Genomic DNA, 14294 nt, shown 5'->3' with positions numbered 1-14294 from the left:
GCTGCGGCTGTGCCTCGAAACCAGGCAGTTGCCCCAGCCGTCTGGCTGCGTTGGGCGCATACCGCCAAAATTTTGGACAAACTGCAATATCTTCTTTGTGAATGATCTTCAAAAATGATTGTAACAAAAACCTCAAAATTATGTTGCAACTTTTTTTGAGGAGTGTCACGATGATGGAAAGGTCGGGTTGCCAAGCAGCTGCCCGGCATCAGGAGGATCGCCAGAATGACGCTTGAAGACGCACCGGTTGGCCCCGCAGCGCCGCTGCATGACGCAGTGCCGGCCGCGGCAGGGGAGGCGACGCTGATCCTGAAGGGCTGCCGGCTGCTCAACGTCTATTCAGGCGTGACCGAAGAGACCGACATCACCATCTCGGGCGAGCGCATCGTCTCAATCGCCAGGCGCGACAGCTACGCCGGCGCCGAAGTGATCGATTGCCAGGGCTTGTGGGCGATGCCGGGCATGATCGACTGTCACATGCATGTCGACACGACGTTCCTGTGGCCCGGCGAGCTAGCACGGGTGCTCTTGCCGCTTGGTACCACGAGCGTGTTCGTCGACACCACCAACAACGCCCATACTGGCGGTGTCGAAGCCGTCGACGTGCTGCGCCGTTCCTTCGAGGGGTTGCCGCTGCGCGGCTATGTGGCCGCACCTTCCTACTGTCCGTTCGATGCAACGCTTGGCACGGCAGCGGTCGAGATGAATTCGGCCGACATCGCCGAACTGCTCAACGACGGCTGCATGAGCATCGGTGAGACCGTCTGGTCGCGGATCGCGCTGGAAGACTTCGACTACATGCGTGTCATCCAGACCTGCCGCGAGGCGGGTTTCCGGGTCAGCGGCCATGGCGGCGAAATCCGCCGCGGCGACGAGGCCGCCTTCGACGGTTATGTCGCGAGTGGCATCCAGGACGACCATTGCATCGGCCGGGGCGAGGACATCCTGCCAAGGTTGCGGCGCGGGCTGAAGCTGTTTTTCGTTGAATGCACCGGCCGGCGCGGCCAATTGCGGCCGCTGCTCGACGAGATGCTGCGCAAGGGGCTGTCCTTCCGCCAGGTCTGCATGTGCATCGACAACAACACCTCGATCGACATGGTGACCAAGGGCTACGGCTATATCGACTATCTGGTGCGCATTGCGCTGGAGGCGGGTGTCTCGCCGCTCGACGCCTACAGGATGGTGTCGCTCAATCCGGCAGAGCATTTCCGGGTGACCGACCAGATAGGCTCGATCGCGCCCGGCCGTTTTGCCGACATCCTGCTCATGACCGCGCCCGATGCGTTTCCGCCGGAATATGTCATCGTCGGTGGCAAAGTGGTGGCCCGCCGCGGCGAGCTGCAGATCGACATCCCCAAGCCGAATTTCCCCGAGAGCTACCGCAACTCGATCAAGCTCGAAAAGGTCGAACGTGCATCGCTCAAATGCGACGCGCCCGAAGATGCGACGTCGGTGCAGGCGCGTGTTTTCGAGGTGGTCGACGGCGACTCCTTCAATCGCGGCTTTGTCCACACGCTTGCCGTTACGGGCGAGGGTATCCAGCCCGACCCGGCCAACGACATCCTGAAGATCGCGGTCGTCGAGCGTTACGGCCTGCACGGCAAGATCGGCACTGGTTTCGTCAAGGGGTTCGGGCTGAAGCGTGGCGCGCTGGCGACGTCGATATCGGTGCCGTTCAACAATGTCGTCGTTGTCGGTGCCACAGACGACGACATCTGGCACGCCATCCAGCGCATGGGCGAGATCCAGGGCGGCTTCATCGCCGTCGCCGATGGCGAGGTGCTTGCCGAGGCGCCGCTGCGCGTCGGCGGCATCATGTCGGAAGAGCCCTATGAGGTGCTGCTTGCCAGTATCGACAAGGCGCAAGCAGCGGCCGCCGAGCTGGGTTGCGCGCTTACCGATCCGTTCAAGACGCTGGTCTCGACTATCCACACCACGCTTCCCGACCTCGGCCTGACCGACAAGGGGTTGATCAATTCGCGCATCGGCGTCGGCACCACTGTCGTCGTGGAAGGAGCTCAAGATGCTGGCCACTGACGCTTCCGTCGAAACGGCGCTGGCAGGAGTCCGTGTCTCCCTGGCCCGGCAGCCGGCCGACCTGCTGCTCGCCAATTGCAACCTTGTCAATGTCTGGTCGGAAGAGACCTACACGGCCTCAATCGCCATCGCGGGTTCGCGCATCGTTGCGATCCGCACAGGCTATGACGGTGACGCCAGGCACATCATCGATTGCTCGGGACGCTATGTCCTGCCCGGTTATGTCGAATCCCTGACTGGTGTTTCGTCGGACGCCGAACGGCTCGCCGCGACCCTGCTTCCGCTGGGCGTGACGTCCATTGTCTCGACCGAGACAGGCGCGATCGCGCCAAATTCCGGACAGCCCGACGTGCGGCGCTGGCATCTGGCGGCCGAAGGACCTGGCTGGCTTGACGGTGTGGGCCGCGCCCGCCTTGTCCATCAGCAGCAGGTCTGCTCCGCCGCCGGAGCTGCCCTTGATGCGGTTGCCGCGGGAATGGCGGTGGTTCTCGAAGTTGGCTCCGATCCCGTCAAGCGCCTCGCCTTGCTGCGCACGGTGGCTGCCGTCGGGCTCGAGACGGCACGGCTTATGCTTCGCCACGGTGAAGCGAACAACGGCGCCATCGCCGTGCGGCCGGTGTTGGGCGCTGCGGTTCAGGCCGGCATTCCGCTCCATCGCGCGGTGCAGATGGCAGGCTTCAACGCCACCGTGCAGCACGGCATCGAACATGACGTCGGTTCCGTGGCGCCGGGACGCTTGGCCGACCTTCTGATCGTGGACGACATCGCCCAGGCGGTGCCGTCAGTCGTCATCCTCGACGGTCGCATCGTCGCTCGCGACGGCCGGCTGGAGGAGGGCGCCCAACGTTGAGCCAAGCCGGACAAGGCGTCCGGTGCTAGAATGGCCGCCAACGGCGCGGCGGCCCGGGAGGAGCGGTCCAGGGAGGACCGAACCTTTGACGCGTCGACAATAACAAAGGGAACTCTGACATGACCAAACACACATTCGGACGGAACCTGATCAGATGGAGTGCCGCCGTCGCGCTCGCTTCGACGATGCTGTCGCCGGGAACCGCTTCGGCCGAGACCGTGCTGCGCGTCGCCATGACGCTTGGCGACATCCCGGCCTGGACCGGCCAGCCTGATCAGGGCTACGAGGGCTACCGCTTCGTCGGCTTCAACCTGCATGACGGGTTGATCAACTGGGACCTCTCCAAATCCGACAAGGAGCCGACACTCCGCCCGGGCCTGGCGACCAAATGGGAGGTCGACCCCGCCAATCACAAGCGCTGGATCATCACCTTGCGCGAAGGCGTGAAGTTCCATGACGGCTCCGACCTGACACCCGAGGTCGTCGCCTGGAACTTCGCCCGCCTGACAGACAAGACCACGCAGGGCTTCGACCCGGCGCAGTTCGCTCGCATGCGCACCCGCGCCAGCAACATCGACCATGTCGAGCCGCTGGGTGCCAACCAAGTGGCGCTGTTCACCAAGGCGCCGGATTCATTCACGCCGTTCAGCCTGACCAACTTCTTCATGATCTCCAAGGTCGCGCTGGAGAAGGCGAACTGGGATTATGCCGTCTATGCCAAGGCGCCGGCTGGAACCGGCCCCTACAAGTTCGACAAGGTCGTTCCGCATGAGCGGCTCGAGCTGGTGAAGAACGAGAACTACTGGGACAAGGACCGCATCCCGAAGCACGACCGCCTGGTGCTGGTGCCGATGCCGGAAGCGACCACGCGCACGGCAGCCCTCCTGTCGGGCCAGGTCGATTTCGTCGAGGCGCCGTCGCCCGACACCATCCCGAGGCTGCAGTCGGCGGGCATGACGATCGTCACCAACACCTATCCGCACAACTGGACCTACCAGGTCAACATGGTCGATCCGCCCTTCAACGACATCAAGGTGCGTCAGGCGGCCAACCACGCTGTCAACCGCGAGGATGTCGCTGCGCTGCTCGGTGGAACCGGCGAACCCGGCTATGCCATGCTGCCGCCGAGCTCGCGCTATTTCGGCCACCCGGTGAGATACGATTTCGACCCGGAGAAGGCGACGGCGCTGCTCAAGGAAGCCAATTGCTTCCCTTGCGAGATCAACGTGGCGATGTCGACGGCCGGTTCCGGCCAGATGCAGCCTTTGGCGATGAACGAGCTGGTCAAGTCGCAGTTGGAAGCCGCCGGCTTCAAGGTCAACTTCAACGTCATGGACTGGAGCGCGCTGCACGACGTCAGCCTGAAGGGCCGCGAGGCGTTTCCCGACACCGACGCCATCAATGTCAGCCGGGCGCCGATGGAGCCTTACAATGGCGTGCTCGGTTTCGTCATGAAGAGCCGCTTCGCGCCCAACGGGCCGAACTGGGGTTGGTTCTCGACCGACGAGATCGACGCGCTCGGCAAGAAGGCGATGGAAACCTTCGACGAGCCGCAGCGCGACGCGATGATCACCAAGATTCATGAACTGACGGTCGCCCAGGCGCCGATGGTCTACATCGCGCACGACCTCAACCCGCGCGCCATGTCGCCCAAGGTCAAGGGCTTCGTCCAGGCGCAGAGCTGGTTCCAGGACCTGACGCCGATCGTCGTTGAACCATAAGCACAAGGAGAAAGGCGCCGAGGACGAACAGGAGACAGGACCATGTGGCTTTATGCATTGCGGCGTATTGTCTATGCCGTCCCCATCGCTCTCGGCGTATCGATCATCTGCTTCGGGCTGGTTTTCCTGGCCCCGGGCGACCCGCTCGGCTCGCTTTTGCCGCCAGACGCTTCGCAGGCCGACATCGAATATCTGCGCGGCGTCTACGGTTTCGACCGGCCTTTGCCGGTGCAGTATTTCGACTGGCTGATGCGGGTTGGCACCGGTGATCTCGGCAACTCGATCCAGAGCGGCCGGCCGGTGCTGACGGAAATCTCGCATGCGCTGATGAACACGGTCCTCGTGTCGTTTGGCGCGGTGGCGATCGCCTTCTCCATCGCCTTCGTGCTCGGCACCATTGCCGCCTATCATCTCGGCACCTGGGTCGACCGTACTGTAACCGGCCTGTCGATCGCCGGCGTCAGCGTGCCCAATTACTGGTTCGGCGTCGTGCTGGTGATCATCTTCGCCGTCGAGTTCAACCTGTTGCCAGCCATGGGCATGGGCAGCGGCGGTTCCGAGAATTTCAGCATCTTCGAGTGGGAGCAGCTGCAATACGCCATCCTGCCCATCGCCACCATGTCGCTGGTACCGCTCGGCGTCATCATGCGCAACACCCGCTCGGCGGTCGCCGACGTGCTGTCGCAGGATTTCGTCCAGGCGCTGCGGGCCAAGGGCCTGGGTGAATGGGCGGTTGCCCGCCACACCATCCGCAACGCGCTGCCGCAGGTGCTCGCCGTGATGGGCCTGCAGTTCGGCTATCTCGTCGGCGGCTCGATCCTCGTCGAGACTATCTTCAACTGGCCGGGCACCGGCTTCCTGCTCGGCAAGGCGATCCTGACCCGCGACGTACCAGTCGTGCAGGGCGTGGTGCTGGTGCTCGCCATCTGCTTCGTCATCACCAACCTGTGCGTCGACCTCATCCAGACGGCTGTCGATCCACGCATCAAGCGCGGCTGACGGGAGGACATCATGACTGACGCTACTTTCGACACTCCTTCGCGCTCCGCCGCACCCAAGGTGCGCAGCTACTGGCAAAGCGTGGGCCACCGGCTGAGCTACGACCACGTGACGCTGTTCTTCGCCGGGATCATCCTTCTTGTCGTGCTGTCGGCGGTGTTTGCGCCATGGCTGACATCGGTGGACCCGAACAAGCCGCAAATGATCGCCCGGCTGAAGCCAATCGGCACATCAGGCCACTGGCTTGGCACCGACGAACTTGGCCGCGACATGCTCGCCCGCTTGCTCTATGGCGGCCGCGTGTCGCTGGCGATGGGGCTGGTGCCGGTTATGCTGGCGACTGTTATCGGCGGCTTCCTCGGCGTGGTCGCTGGCTATGCCGGCGGCTTCGTCAACACCGCGATCATGCGGGTGATGGACGTCTTTTACGCCTTTCCGTCAGTGCTTCTGGCGGTCGCCGTCTCCGGCATGATGGGCGGCGGCATGCTCAACGGCCTGTTGGCGCTGACCCTGGTGTTCATCCCGCCGCTGTGCCGCATTTCGGAGACGGCAACTGCCCAGGTGCGCAGCCTCGACTTCGTCGAAGCGGCCCGCGCCAGTGGCGCTGGCATGGGCTCGATCATCGTGCACCACATCCTCGGCAACGTGCTCGGGCCGGTGTTCATCTATGCGTCCAGCCTGATTTCGGTCTCGGTGCTTTTGGCCGCCGGCCTGTCGTTCCTCGGCCTCGGTGTCGAGCCGCCGACGCCTGACTGGGGCCTGATGCTCTCGGCCTTGCGCCAGGCAATCTACATCGACCCGTATCTGTGCGCCTTGCCCGGTGTCGCGATCTTCATCACCTCGCTGTCGTTCAACATGGTCAGCGATGGTTTGCGGCAGGCAATGGACGTCAGGCAGTGAGATCGGAGGCGAAAATGGACGCTCAATTGGCAATTCCTGCCGCGGCACTTTTCGACGCCCTGGCAACGCCCGAAACCGGCGGCAGCAAGACCCCGCGTGGCGGATCGGCCGCGATGCCGGCCATGCTGGTGGTCAAGAACCTGAAGAAGTACTTCCCGGTGAAGGGCGGGCTGCTCAACCGCAAGGTCGGCAACGTGCACGCCGTCGACGACATCTCCTTCACCGTTTTCAAGGGCGAGACGCTGGGTGTCGTCGGTGAGTCCGGTTGCGGCAAGTCTACCTTGGCCAAGCTCCTGATGTACCTGATGCCACCGGATAGCGGCGAGATCGCCTTTGGCGGCCGCACCGTCGGCGACAAGGACGGCCTGCCGCTGCGCGAACTCCGACGCAACCTGCAGATGGTGTTCCAGGACAGCTATTCCTCGCTCAATCCGCGCCTGCCGGTCGAGGCCTCGATCGCTTACGGACCTCGTGTCCACGGCATGAGCGCCGATAAGGCGCGCGAGGCGGCGCGCAGCCTGCTCGGCAAGGTCGGCCTGCGCCCCGAGCTGTTCGGACCTCGTTATCCGCACGAGCTGTCGGGCGGCCAGAAGCAGCGCGTCAACATCGCCCGTGCACTGGCGCTCGACCCCAAGATGCTGATCCTCGACGAGGCGGTGTCGGCGCTGGACAAGTCGGTCGAGGCGCAGGTGCTGAACCTTTTGCGCCAGCTCAAGCGCGAGTTCGACCTGACCTACCTGTTCATCTCGCACGACCTCAACGTGGTCCAGTACATCTCCGACCGCGTCATGGTGATGTATCTTGGCCAGGTCGTCGAAATGGGTCCTGTCGACCAGATCTACAACGGCCCGAAGCACCCCTATACGGCGGCGCTGCTCAGGTCGCGGCTGGCAATGGACCCTGACGACAAGATCGTCACGCCGCCGCTGACCGGCGATCCGCCCAATCCGATCAACCCGGCTCCTGGCTGTCGCTTCCGCAGCCGCTGCCAATTCGCCGAAGCCATCTGCGAAAGCAAGGCACCAGTGCTCGGCGCCTGGGCCAACCGGGGTTCGCATGTCGCTGCCTGCCACATGGCCGATCCGCAATCGGGGCACACAAGGGCAGGGACCGCAGCCCACGACGCGCTTGCACAGGAGGCGACACGATGAACGCGCCCGCAACCGAACAGACCGCCCGGCCGCTGGTCGAGGTCCGCGACCTCAATGTCAGGTTCGAGACGCGCGACCGCACCGTGCACGCCGTCAACGGCGTGTCGTTCGACGTAATGCCGGGCGAGGTGCTGTGCATCATTGGCGAGTCCGGCTCCGGCAAGTCGGTGACAATGCGCGCGCTGATGCGGCTGTTCTCGCCGCGCATTACCCGGGTTTCGGGGAACATCCGCGTCGCCGAGCACGACATCATGGCGGTCAGCGAGCGCCAGCTCAGTGACATCAGGGGCTCGACCATCTCGATGGTGTTCCAGGAGCCGATGACGGCGCTCGACCCGACCTACACGATCGGTGACCAGATCGCCGAGACCATCGTGCGCCACCAGCACTGCAGCCACGGCGAGGCGATGGCCAAGGCGCTGGAGCTGTTGCAGTTCGTCAAGGTGCCGAACGCCGAGCGGCGGCTGAAGGCCTATCCGCACGAGCTGTCGGGCGGCCTGCGCCAACGCGCCATGATCGCGGTCGCCCTGTCATGCCGGCCGAAGCTGTTGCTTGCCGACGAGCCGACAACCGCACTCGATGCGACAGTGCAGATCCAGGTGCTGTTGCTGCTGCGCAAGCTGCAGCAGGAGCTTGGCATGGGGGTGATCTTCGTCACCCACGATCTCGGCGTGGCCGCCCAGATCGCCGACAAGGTGGCTGTGATGTATGCCGGGCGCATCGTCGAATATGGCTGCGTGCGCGACGTGCTGCTTAAGCCGTCGCACCCTTACACGATGGGCATGTTAGCCTCGACCGTGCACGGCCAGGATCGCGACACCGACATCGACGCCATCCCCGGCACGCCGCCCGACATGAGCCGGCTCGCCGAAGGCTGCAGCTTCGCGCCACGTTGCCGTTTCGCCGTCGATGCCATTTGCACGAAGGACAGCCCACCGCCGCTCTCGCTCTCGCAGAGCCGCGAAACGCGCTGCTTCCGGGCGGCGGAACTGTTCACCCGGCCGGCCTTGGCAACGTCATCTTCGGAAGCAGTGGTTAACGCCGGCTAGCCGTTCGGCCTCCCCCCGCGGTTTCAAGCGCCGCGGGGTGCGTCGAGATCATTTGCGGTTTGCTTCCCCACCGCATGTTCCCATGATCTGGCGCCGCTGGTGGATTGGCCGGGAACGTTTTGAGGCCGATCCACCAGCATTTCTTTCGAAGTGCTGACAGTTTCGACGATTACACGCTCACTCCGGCAGTCGGCACCTTCACCTCCGGCATAGCGCCGATCAGCATGCGGGCGTACTCGCTTTTCGGGGCGTCGAAGATCTCGGCGCAGTCGCCCTGTTCGACGAGCTCGCCGCGGTTGATGAGCGCCACCCGGTCGCAGAGGTAACGCACCACCGCCAGGTCGTGGCTGATGAAGAAGTAGGTCAGGCCGAGACGATCCTGCAACTCGCACAGCAGATTGAGCACCTGCGCCTGCACCGAGACGTCGAGCGCCGAGGTCGGCTCGTCAAGCAGCAGAAGCTCCGGGCCCGAGGCAAGCGCACGGGCGATGCAGATGCGCTGACGCTGGCCGCCAGAGAACTCGTGCGGATAGCGGTGCAGGTGCTGCGGGCCCATGCCGACGAGCGACAGCAGTTCGGCGGCGCGGTCGCTGCGCTGCCTGTTGGTCAGGCCGAGCGTCTCGTGGTGGATGACGAGCGGTTCGGTCACGATGTCATAGACCGACATGCGCGGGTTGAGCGAGGCGTAGGGATCCTGGAAGACGATCTGGACGCGTGAGCGCAGGCGACGTAGTTCGGCGTCGGAAAGCTTGCCCAGGTCCTGTCCCTGCACGCGGATGCTGCCCGAGGTCGGCGTTTCCAGATGCAGGATGGAGCGGGTCAGCGTCGTCTTGCCCGAGCCGCTTTCGCCGACGAGACCAAAACTCTCGCCCTTGCGCACGCTGAGCGAGACGTTCTTCAGCGCATGGACCTCGGCTGACGTGCCGAAGATGCCGCGCCGTCCCGGGTAGATCTTCGAGACGTTGTCGATCTCAAGCATGATCTCAGTCATCGACGAGCGCCTCCATTTCGTTGACGCGGATGCAGGCGGCAGCATGGCTGTCGCCGACCGACACCGGCGCCGGCATGGACGCGGTGCAGGCGGGTTGGGCAAACTGGCATCGCGGGGCGAAGCGGCAGCCAGGTGGCGGCGTGATGAGGTTGGGCACGGAGCCCGCCAGGCCGCGAAGCTCGCCGCGCTTGGTTTCGCGTGTCGGGATCGCCGACATCAGGGCACGCGTGTAGGGATGGACGGGATTGCCGATGACGGCCGCGACCGGGCCGCTTTCGACGATGTTTCCGGCATACATGACCGCGACATGGCTGCATGTTTGGGCGACGACACCGAGATTATGGGTGATCAGCACGACGCCCATGTCGAAGTCTTTGACGCTGTTCTTGATCAGCTCGAGGATCTGCGCCTGGACTGACACGTCGAGCGCCGTCGTCGGCTCGTCGGCGATCAGAAGGTCGGGGCGGCCGATCAGGGCCATGGCGATCAGCACGCGCTGGCGCATGCCGCCGGAGAACTGATGTGGATAGTCGTCGAGCCGCGCCAGTGCGTTGGGGATGCCGACGCGGGTCAACATCTCGCCGGCCAGCTTGCGGGCGGCCTGGCGGCGTTCGCGCCGGCCGGCACTGGGCGTGCAGCCGATGACGTCAGGATCGCGGTCAGCGGCAGCCAGCGCTACGTCGACGAGCTGTTCGCCGATGCGGAAGGCCGGATTGAGGTTGGTCGTCGGATCCTGGAAAATCATGCCGATGCGCTTGCCGCGCAGGCGCTGCATCTCAGTCTGGCTGAGCTTGAGCAACTCCTGGCCTTCGAGCAGGATCTCGCCGGCGGTGTAGTGCGCGGGCGGCGTCGGCTGCAGGCGTGACACCGACAGGCCGGTGAGCGACTTGCCGCAGCCGCTTTCGCCGACGAGGCCCCAGATCTCGCCCCGGTTCACGGTGAGGTTGATGCCGTTCAGGACATGCGCCCGGCCGTCGAAGCTGGACATCCTGAGGTGCAGGTCGCGGATTGAAAGGAGAGGCTGGGTCATCTCAGCGCCTCGCCTTCGGATCGAGGATGTCGCGCAGGCCATCGCCGAGCAGGTTGAAGCCGAACACGGCCAGGAACATCGCCATGCCGGGCGCCATGGCCGTCCACCAGTAGTCGGGCATGTAGGAGCGCGAAACGGAGAGCAGCGTACCCCATTCGGGCGTCGGCGGACGGACGCCGATTCCGATGAAGCCGAGGCCGGCGACGGTCAGGATGGCGAAGCCCATGTCGAGCGACATCTTGACGATGATCGGCGAGACGACGTTGGGCAGGATGTGGCGGAAGAGGATGCGCTTGGGCGTCGCGCCGAGGGCGCGGGCGGCGGTCACATAGACCTCTTCGCGCGCTGCCAGCACCTCGCCGCGCACCAGCCGCGCATAGCCGGGCCACCATGAGAGTGCGATCGCGATGACCATGTTGCCGAAGCCCGAGCCGAGGGCGGCGGCGATCGCCATGGCGAGGATCAGGCCGGGAATGGTCAGCGTCAGGTCGGTCAGGCGCATCAGCACCTCGTCGACCCAGCCGCGGGCGAAACCGGCAACGGCGCCGACCAGCGTACCGATCACCGAGCCGATGAGCACCACGCCGAAGCCGGCGAGCACCGAAACCGTCGTGCCGGCCATGACCAGCGAAAGCACGTCCTGGCCGAGTTCGTTGGTGCCGAAGGGATGGGCGACCGATGGCGGCATGAAGCGCGAAGCGGTGTCGACGCCGCCGGCGACATGTTCGGGGTAGGGGGCGAGCACGGTGCCAAAGACGGTGAAGAAGATCACCGCCGCGACCATGACAGCGCCGAGCATCGACAGCTTGCTCTGCGAAAAGCGGAAGAAGGCGCGGCGCAGCCTGTCGCGCCGGGGCGTCGCGAAATCGTCCGCAATGTTGTGCTCGGTGGTGCTCATGAGTAGCGGACCTTGGGGTTGATGACGCCGTAGAGCAGGTCGATGACGAGGTTGGCGAAGACGAAGAGCAGGCCGATCACCAAGGCGACGCCGATCACCGGCATCATGTCCTGCGAGACGATGGCCTTGGTGGCGTAGAGGCCGAGGCCGGGCCAGTCGAAGACGGTCTCGACCAGCACCGTGCCGCCGAGCAGCCAGCCGAAATAGAGGCCGATGACGGTCAGCGTCGCCGAAACGGCGTTGCGGGCGACATACTTGGTGATGATCTTGCGCTGGGGCAGGCCGAGCGCGCGCGCCGTCATCACATAGTCCTGCTGCATCACTTCGATCGTCGAGGCGCGCATCATGCGCATGATGGTGGCGAGCGGGGACAGCGACATGGCGATTGCTGGTAGCGCCAGGTGGCGCAGCGACATGAAGAAGGCATTCCAGTTGCCGGCGATCAGGGAGTCGATGGTCAGGAAACCGGTGACGAAGCGCGGCGGGATGACGACGATCGGCAGGCGTCCGCCGAGCGGAAGCCACATCAGCCACATGGCAAAGCAGAGCTGCAGCAGCAGGCCGAGGAAGAAGCGCGGCATGGAGATCGCGCCGATTGCGCCAATCTGGGCGAGGTAGTCGGGCCAGCGGTTGCGCCAGACGGCGGTGATCAGGCCGAGCGGAATTCCGACCACGACCGCGATGAACATCGCTGCGAAGACGAGTTCAAGCGTCGCGGGCAGGTAGGCCTTGATATCGGCGGCGACGGGGCGGCGGGTCAGCAAAGACGTGCCGAGGTCGCCATGCATCAGGCCGGAGACGTAGGTGCCGTACTGTACCCAGATCGGCTTATCCAGGCCGTACTCGACGGCAAGTGCTGCGATTTCCGCCTGCGTGGCGTTCGGACCTGCGGCGAGCGCCACCGGATCGCCGGGGAGAAGGCGAGCGATGGCGAACATGATGACCGTCAGTCCGACGATGACCGGTATGAGCAGCAGAAGCCGCCGCAGGATGAAATGCAGCATTGCCGATGTCCTTTGGTTGGAGCTTTGGCGGGCCCGGAGGCCCGCCAAATGTTCGACTTAGCCGAGCGACAGGCCCCAGGCCTCGATCGCGTTGGAGGCGACCGGGGTGAAGTGGTAGTCCTTCACCGTGTCGCGCATGGCGAGCTTGCGGCGCTCCAGCACGCCAAAGACGTCAGGCGCATCCTCGACGACCTTCTTCTGGAATTCGCCGTAGATCGCGACGCGCTTGGCCTGATCGATTTCCTTGCGGCCGGCCTCGATGAGAGCGTCGACTTCCGGGTTCTTGTAGACGGCGTTCTGCCAGGCGCCGTTGCGCGAGGAGTGGTAGGCCGCATAGGCGATGTTGTCGGGGTCGCCGTAGTTCGCCGTCTGGTAGACCGGGAACAGGTCCGGGAAGGTTTCCGGCGACTTGCAGGCAGTGACCATGTCGGGCCAGTTCATCGGCACGATCTCGAGCTCGATGTTGAGCTGCTTGAGGCTGTCGAGCATGATGAGTGCCCAGCGGCGCTGCTGCTCGAGACCCGAGACGTGGTACATCTTGAGCTTGAAGCCGCCTTCCGGCTTGGCCGACTTCGCCATGTATTCCTTGGCCTTGGCCATGTCGGTGCCATAGGCGGCGAGATTGGCGTCGAAGCCGAGGATGCCCATCGGCAGCGGGCCCTTCATCAGGTCGGCATAACCCGCGGCGTCGAGGATCGCCTGATAGTTCGTGGCGTAGGAGATCGCCTTGCGCAGGTTAATGTCGGCGCAGGGGCCGTGCTGGGTGTTCATCTTGATCGAGAAGGTGCGGTATTCCGGCTCGATGACGCTGACGACGCCGGCTGCATCCTTCAGCGCGTCCATGTCCTCGCTGGTGAGGTCGGTAGCGATATGGGCTTCGCCGCGCTGGATCATCAGGCGCTGGGTGGCTGTTTCACGCACGATCTGCCAGATCACGCCTTCGAGGTTGCCGCCGCCGGCCTGCCAGGCTTCAGGCGCGCGCGCCAGTTGGTAGAGAGTGCCGACTTCGAAGCGCGCCACGGCGAACGGACCCGAGCCCGCGGTATTGGTCATGAGGTAGGTTTCGCCTGAATCACCGCCGAGATTGGCCTCGACCACCGCCTTCTCGACGATGAAGATCCACGGCAGCACCTGCAGGAACGGCGCGAAGGGGGCGGTGAGCTTGAACTTGACGGTGCCGGCGTCGACGGCGGTGACGCCCTCGGCGGTGACGATGTCGCGGATCATCCAGGAGTTGCCCTTGGCGAGCTTCAGCGCGCGGGCGAAGGAATAGACGACGTCGTCGGCGGTAACTGGGCTGCCGGAGTGGAACTTGGCGGCCTTGTTGAGGATGAAGGTGAATTCCGTGCCGTCGGGGCTGACCGTCCAGCTTTCTGCGATACCAGGGGCGGGTACCGGCGGGTTGCCCGAGATGCGCACCAGCGGGTCATAGACGTTGCGCATGAAGAACGAGGCGGAATAGCCGGTCGCGGTGTGCGGGTCGAAGTTGGGGATGTCCTGGCCGGCGGCGATGATCAGGACGCCGCCCGATTGGGCGAAGAGCTGACGCGGGAAAACCGTGGTGGCGAGGCCGACGCCGGCGAGGGCCAGAAGGCCGCGCCGCGAGATGTTGAACTGGTCAGAGGTCATTGCATTGCTCCTGTCGAATGTCTGGTCGTCATTGC

12 protein-coding genes are annotated in these 14294 nt (G+C 64.5%); 7 read left to right on the top strand and 5 right to left on the bottom strand.

Annotation, left to right across the window (positions count from 1 at the left end; translation table 11 throughout):
* Window positions 1-225 precede the first annotated feature (225 nt).
* The 7 genes from ACSQ3E_RS02330 to ACSQ3E_RS02300 all read left to right on the top strand — a co-directional run bounded on the left by ACSQ3E_RS02330 (window position 226) and on the right by ACSQ3E_RS02300 (window position 8707).
* Entirely contained in the window at window positions 226-2037 is a 1812-nt protein-coding gene (locus tag ACSQ3E_RS02330) for an adenine deaminase C-terminal domain-containing protein (RefSeq protein WP_436121459.1), read from the top strand.
* Window positions 2024-2887: an amidohydrolase family protein gene (locus ACSQ3E_RS02325; RefSeq protein WP_436121458.1), complete on the top strand. Its 864-nt coding sequence runs from the start codon at window positions 2024-2026 to the stop codon at window positions 2885-2887. The genes ACSQ3E_RS02330 and ACSQ3E_RS02325 overlap by 14 nt, the downstream gene beginning before the upstream one ends.
* A gap of 119 nt (window positions 2888-3006) precedes the next feature.
* On the top strand, window positions 3007-4608 hold the full coding sequence (locus tag ACSQ3E_RS02320) for an ABC transporter substrate-binding protein (protein WP_436121457.1): 1602 nt from the start codon (window positions 3007-3009) through the stop codon (window positions 4606-4608).
* A 42-nt stretch (window positions 4609-4650) separates the two neighbouring features.
* Window positions 4651-5607 (top strand): ABC transporter permease, encoded by a 957-nt coding sequence (locus tag ACSQ3E_RS02315; RefSeq protein WP_436121456.1) that lies wholly within the window; start codon window positions 4651-4653, stop codon window positions 5605-5607.
* Window positions 5608-5619: 12 nt separating this feature from the next.
* On the top strand, window positions 5620-6507 hold the full coding sequence (locus tag ACSQ3E_RS02310; RefSeq protein ID WP_436121455.1) for an ABC transporter permease: 888 nt from the start codon (window positions 5620-5622) through the stop codon (window positions 6505-6507).
* A 113-nt stretch (window positions 6508-6620) separates the two neighbouring features.
* The gene (locus ACSQ3E_RS02305) at window positions 6621-7658 is read left to right on the top strand and encodes an ABC transporter ATP-binding protein (RefSeq protein ID WP_436121961.1); all 1038 of its coding nucleotides are present in this window, start codon (window positions 6621-6623) and stop codon (window positions 7656-7658) included.
* Window positions 7655-8707, top strand: coding sequence for an ABC transporter ATP-binding protein (locus ACSQ3E_RS02300; RefSeq protein WP_436121454.1), 1053 nt, complete (start codon window positions 7655-7657; stop codon window positions 8705-8707). Before ACSQ3E_RS02305 ends, ACSQ3E_RS02300 begins: the two co-directional genes overlap by 4 nt.
* A gap of 169 nt (window positions 8708-8876) precedes the next feature.
* On the opposite strand, the gene ACSQ3E_RS02295 is transcribed toward ACSQ3E_RS02300, so the two are convergent.
* From ACSQ3E_RS02295 to ACSQ3E_RS02275, 5 genes are read right to left on the bottom strand one after another with little or no spacing between them, the layout of a single operon-like run.
* On the bottom strand, window positions 8877-9698 hold the full coding sequence (locus ACSQ3E_RS02295) for an ATP-binding cassette domain-containing protein (RefSeq protein WP_436121453.1): 822 nt from the start codon (window positions 9696-9698) through the stop codon (window positions 8877-8879).
* Window positions 9691-10728 (bottom strand): ABC transporter ATP-binding protein, encoded by a 1038-nt coding sequence (locus ACSQ3E_RS02290; RefSeq protein WP_436121452.1) that lies wholly within the window; start codon window positions 10726-10728, stop codon window positions 9691-9693. Before ACSQ3E_RS02290 ends, ACSQ3E_RS02295 begins: the two co-directional genes overlap by 8 nt.
* Window position 10729: 1 nt before the next feature.
* Window positions 10730-11626, bottom strand: a complete 897-nt coding sequence (locus ACSQ3E_RS02285) for an ABC transporter permease (protein ID WP_436121451.1) — start codon at window positions 11624-11626, stop codon at window positions 10730-10732.
* Complete coding sequence (locus ACSQ3E_RS02280) at window positions 11623-12630, bottom strand: ABC transporter permease (RefSeq protein ID WP_436121450.1); 1008 nt, start codon at window positions 12628-12630, stop codon at window positions 11623-11625. The genes ACSQ3E_RS02285 and ACSQ3E_RS02280 overlap by 4 nt, the downstream gene beginning before the upstream one ends.
* A 57-nt stretch (window positions 12631-12687) precedes the next feature.
* Window positions 12688-14259, bottom strand: a complete 1572-nt coding sequence (locus ACSQ3E_RS02275; RefSeq protein ID WP_436121449.1) for an ABC transporter substrate-binding protein — start codon at window positions 14257-14259, stop codon at window positions 12688-12690.
* Between the last annotated feature and the right edge of the window lie 35 nt (window positions 14260-14294).

The organism is Aminobacter sp. LjRoot7 (assembly GCF_964252895.1).
GTDB classification, from domain to species: domain Bacteria; phylum Pseudomonadota; class Alphaproteobacteria; order Rhizobiales; family Rhizobiaceae; genus Aminobacter; species Aminobacter aminovorans_B.
Note: the sequence above shows the minus strand (reverse complement) of the source record. Positions and strands in the feature narration are given on the sequence as shown.

Coding starts and splice junctions, on each gene's coding strand:
- ACSQ3E_RS02300 (WP_436121454.1), top strand. CDS start 7,655: ATGAACGCGCCCGCAACCGAACAGACCGCCCGGCCGCTGGTCGAGGTC.
- ACSQ3E_RS02310 (WP_436121455.1), top strand. CDS start 5,620: ATGACTGACGCTACTTTCGACACTCCTTCGCGCTCCGCCGCACCCAAG.
- ACSQ3E_RS02275 (WP_436121449.1), bottom strand. CDS start 14,259: ATGACCTCTGACCAGTTCAACATCTCGCGGCGCGGCCTTCTGGCCCTC.
- ACSQ3E_RS02315 (WP_436121456.1), top strand. CDS start 4,651: ATGTGGCTTTATGCATTGCGGCGTATTGTCTATGCCGTCCCCATCGCT.
- ACSQ3E_RS02280 (WP_436121450.1), bottom strand. CDS start 12,630: ATGCTGCATTTCATCCTGCGGCGGCTTCTGCTGCTCATACCGGTCATC.
- ACSQ3E_RS02290 (WP_436121452.1), bottom strand. CDS start 10,728: ATGACCCAGCCTCTCCTTTCAATCCGCGACCTGCACCTCAGGATGTCC.
- ACSQ3E_RS02285 (WP_436121451.1), bottom strand. CDS start 11,626: ATGAGCACCACCGAGCACAACATTGCGGACGATTTCGCGACGCCCCGG.
- ACSQ3E_RS02325 (WP_436121458.1), top strand. CDS start 2,024: ATGCTGGCCACTGACGCTTCCGTCGAAACGGCGCTGGCAGGAGTCCGT.
- ACSQ3E_RS02320 (WP_436121457.1), top strand. CDS start 3,007: ATGACCAAACACACATTCGGACGGAACCTGATCAGATGGAGTGCCGCC.
- ACSQ3E_RS02330 (WP_436121459.1), top strand. CDS start 226: ATGACGCTTGAAGACGCACCGGTTGGCCCCGCAGCGCCGCTGCATGAC.
- ACSQ3E_RS02295 (WP_436121453.1), bottom strand. CDS start 9,698: ATGACTGAGATCATGCTTGAGATCGACAACGTCTCGAAGATCTACCCG.
- ACSQ3E_RS02305 (WP_436121961.1), top strand. CDS start 6,621: ATGCCGGCCATGCTGGTGGTCAAGAACCTGAAGAAGTACTTCCCGGTG.